This window comes from Flavobacterium sp., from assembly GCF_035456085.1.
Classification (GTDB): Bacteria; Bacteroidota; Bacteroidia; order Flavobacteriales; family Flavobacteriaceae; genus Flavobacterium.
The window spans coordinates 1-4034 of record NZ_DATIDY010000051.1 but is presented as its reverse complement, the minus strand read 5'-3'; the positions used below and the strand labels follow the sequence as shown (position 1 = coordinate 4034).

Genomic DNA, 4034 nt, shown 5'->3' with positions numbered 1-4034 from the left:
GTTTCAGATATTTTTGCAGCTTTGGGAGGAAAAACCATTTTGGCAGAGTTCCCGGAATTATGTGGCGTTGAGCAAGAATTGATGAACCGTTGCGTGGACGAAGAAAAAGCAGATAAGTTTTTAACTTTGATGAAAGCCTTTGAAAAATCAGTTGTAGATGCAGGTTCTGGGTTTGATATGAACCCATCTCCAGGAAATATTAAAGACGGTTTGATTACCGATGCCATGAAATCGGCAGGGGCTTCTAAAAAAGGTGGAACTGCACCTATTGTAGATGTTTTGGATTACGGCGAATATATTTCAAAACCAGGTTTAAATCTTCTAAATACGCCAGGAAATGACGCTGAATGTACCACAGGATTGGTTGGATCAGGAGCAACAGTTGTTTTATTTACTACAGGTTTAGGAAATCCGATGGGAAATCCAATTGCACCAGTTGTGAAAATTTCTTCGAATACTACTACAACGCTAAGAATGTCGGATATTATCGATGTTAATGCCGGAACTGTAATTACTGGAGAAAAAACTATTACCGAGGTAGGTGAAGAAATCGTAGATTATATTATAGAATTGGCGAGCGGAAACATAGAAACAAAAGCAGATCAACTCAAACAAGATGTATTTATTCCTTGGAAAAGAGGAGTATCGTTATAAAATTTTATTAAACAAGGTTTTTAGATTATTTTGTTTAAAAAAAGCTGTTAGATTTATTTCTAGCAGCTTTTTAGTTTGTATCCGAAAACAAGTAATATCGTTTATAAATATAAATTGTCTTATTTTAAGCGCGAGAACAATGCTATTAAGTCAAGATTTTTCATGATTGTTTTCAATGCCTGAGAGATATTTGCGTTCTAGTATTATGAGATTCCTCCTCCGTCGGAATAATAAACTTGTGTGATATTGAATACCTAAACCGTACTGTTTTGTCATTCCGACAGGGGAGGAATCTCATCAAGTAGCTCGACAATCTTAGTAAAATCATTACTTCCCCTTAACTTAATGACATTGAATCAAGTAAAATAAATTTTGGAATAATAGTTGCTATATTTCATGAAAAACAAACATTCTTTTTTTATGAATTTTCATTTCAAATATTTATTTTACAGTATATCGCTATTTTCAATTGTTTTGAATGGGCAGACCAATCAAAAATATAGTGGTTTGTTTTCTTTCAAGTGTAGCAGTTATAGTGGTCAGAACTTAAAAGATTCGGTAAAATCTGTTCAAATGAAATTTAACGAACCCAAACAAAGTTTATCTGATTCTCAGAAAGGCAAAGTAATTATGGATAATGATATAAGAAGATCTGATTATTATTATGATGAATTTCAAAGACATAAAGCCAGATCATACGGTGTAGTCCCTGACAGAGAATATAAAACTTATGATCCTGAAAAATCAGACAACTACGAATACAATGATAAAGACTGGCTGGAAAAAAGCAAATACAAAACTACTTTAAAGCAATATTATCCAGTATATAATCAGAATTTGTTAGTGAAACTGAATCAAATTGAAGTTCCCAAAAAAGCAGATGCATTTGGTGAAGACGGTAAAATATGGCCGAATTATAATGAGCATATATATATATATATATATGACAATCAAGGAAGAATAATAGAGGAAAAAGAATATGATGTTTATAGATCAGGAAAAGAAACACTGCATAAAAAACACAAAAAAGAAGATTTAGTTACCCGTAAATTGTTTGTTTATAATGATAAAGGTCAGGTAATCAATCAGAAAATTATAGCTGGATTAAGAGGTGAAAAAATAGGAGCATATACGGATATGGGAACAGAATGTGGTTTTTGTGAGGATTTACAATTGCAGTATGAATATGATCAATTGGGGCGTATTAGCCAAGTAATTATGTATGGTTGTGGTAAAATAGTTGACAAAGAAGAATACACCTATCACCCTACTAAGGATTATGTAGAAACTGTAAAATACTATGTCACCGGACCGGGAGAAATGTCTAATCCTACCCAAAACTTTGTAGAAACGTTTAACGAACAGGGAGATATTATAAAAAAAGAATTTATCCCTAATAATCCTAAACAAAAATTGGAAATTAAGGAATACTATTATAGTTACGAATACGACAGCCACAACAACTGGATAAAATGTAATATCTATATGGAGGGCACTAAAGAAGGAGAACCTTCATTGGTTGCTGAGCGAAAAATAGAATACTATAATTAATCAAATTTCTAAATCATAAAATTTCAAAAAGCTACTCCCCTGCTCCGCAAGTCATCCGATTTTGCGCAGCTTTTTTGCTTATTCACTTTTCAAATAATTGATAAACATAACATTACTTAGGATTGTATAAAATAACGTTATTTTTACTAGAAAATTAAAAACTGTTATATGAGACCTTTTTATAAATATCTATTCTGCTTCTTTGCGTTCTTCTCAATTGACATTAATGCCCAAAACGATAAAAAATACAGTGGTTTATGGTCGGAAAAACAGAGTGCCAGTACTCGGAAAAATTTGAAAGACTCCGTAAAAACGGTCTATTTCAAGATTAAACCCAAGCAAGGATTGACCGAAAAAAAAATAGGGCGTTTTATAATTCACAACGATATTCGAGACTATAGATATCTTGAAGTAGACAAGCAGGGCAGAATAATATCTGAATATTGGGATTCTGGTTCAGCAGAAGAGGTCTATTTGTCTACAATTGATCATCAAAGAACCTACGATTACACATATGACGAAAAAGACTGGAGCCAGAAAAGCAGGTGTAAAACTGCATTAAAACCCTATTATCCGGTAAGAACTAATAATTTATTGGTAAAACTGAATCGGGTTGTGGCCATAAATGCCGACAATGTATTTGGAGATGCCGATAAAGTATGGAAGAATAATTGGGAAGATGTATACCTATATATATATGATAAACAAGGTAGGATAACTGAAGAAAGAGAGTTTAATGTGATTAGGGGCAAGGCAATGTTAAATAAAAACCGCAGTGAAAAAGATTTATTTACTCGCAAAATATTTGCCTACAATTCCAAAGGACAGGTGGTGAACCAAAAAATCATTCCAGGTTCGTATGGTAAAGATATGTCTTATACAGATTTGGGAACAGAATGCGGTTTTTGCGACGACTTGCAATTAAAGTATGCTTATGACCAGCAGGGGCGTATCATTCAGGTCATTATGTACAGTTGTGGGGAAATAGTCGCCCAGGAAGATTATGTTTATCACCCCACCAAAGATTATGTAGAAATGGTGAAATGCTATGTATCGGGTCCAGGGAGTATAGCGAATGCTAATGAAAAGTTCGAAAAGACCTATAACGAGCAAGGCGATATTATTAAGAAGGAATTTATTCCAGGTCTTGGTGGACTTGGTCTTTATGGAGAAACCCGCTACTACAACTACGAATACGACAGCCACAACAACTGGATAAAATGCAATATGTTCCTGGAGGGCAAACAAGAGGGAGAACCAACACTAGTCGCTGAACGAAAAATAGAATACTATAATTAATCGCGTTTCAAAATCATAAAATTTCAAAATCTACTCCCCCTGCTCAGCATGTCTCCGAAACAATTAATAATTTATCAATACTATTTTTACTTCGCCACAACTAATAACTGCTGCTCGTTAGGATGATTCAAAAAGTTTCCTGCTACTACAAACATATCACTGCTCTGTAATTTCCATCCATTGATATCGACATTCATCTGAACAATGTTTTGTATTTCCACACCAGCAGTTTCGTCAAGGTTTGCCACCCATAATGCGTTTCCATTTTTAAAGAGCAAATCCGATTTTTGATCCTTATCCATTTTTGCTACAAATTCACCAGCAAGATCCCCCATAATGAAATTTTTGTTAGGAAGATTTATGCCTTTAAACACTCCACCGTCTAATGCTAGAACTGTGAGTAATTTTGCGTTGTCATGAACTACTATTTCCTGGCTTTTTTTCCCAAGATAATTGCCTGGCGAACCAAATACATTTTTGTTGTCAACGACGTAACCATTTATATTGGAACCATTAATCTGCATAGCAAT

3 protein-coding genes and 1 pseudogene are annotated in these 4034 nt (G+C 34.0%); 3 read left to right on the top strand and 1 reads right to left on the bottom strand.

The window, feature by feature from the left end; all coding sequences use genetic code 11:
* From VLC96_RS04310 to VLC96_RS04300, 3 genes and pseudogenes are all read left to right on the top strand, one after another.
* Nucleotides 1–654: pseudogene (locus VLC96_RS04310) on the top strand (altronate dehydratase); the annotation flags it as partial.
* A gap of 573 nt (nucleotides 655–1227) precedes the next feature.
* Complete coding sequence (locus VLC96_RS04305; RefSeq protein ID WP_325260831.1) at nucleotides 1228–2205, top strand: hypothetical protein; 978 nt, start codon at nucleotides 1228–1230, stop codon at nucleotides 2203–2205.
* Nucleotides 2206–2373: 168 nt separating this feature from the next.
* On the top strand, nucleotides 2374–3504 hold the full coding sequence (locus VLC96_RS04300) for a hypothetical protein (protein ID WP_325260830.1): 1131 nt from the start codon (nucleotides 2374–2376) through the stop codon (nucleotides 3502–3504).
* Between the two features lie 86 nt (nucleotides 3505–3590).
* On the opposite strand, the gene VLC96_RS04295 is transcribed toward VLC96_RS04300, so the two are convergent.
* Nucleotides 3591–4034 (bottom strand): hypothetical protein (locus tag VLC96_RS04295; RefSeq protein ID WP_325260829.1); only part of this gene is annotated, 444 nt, incomplete at its 5' end.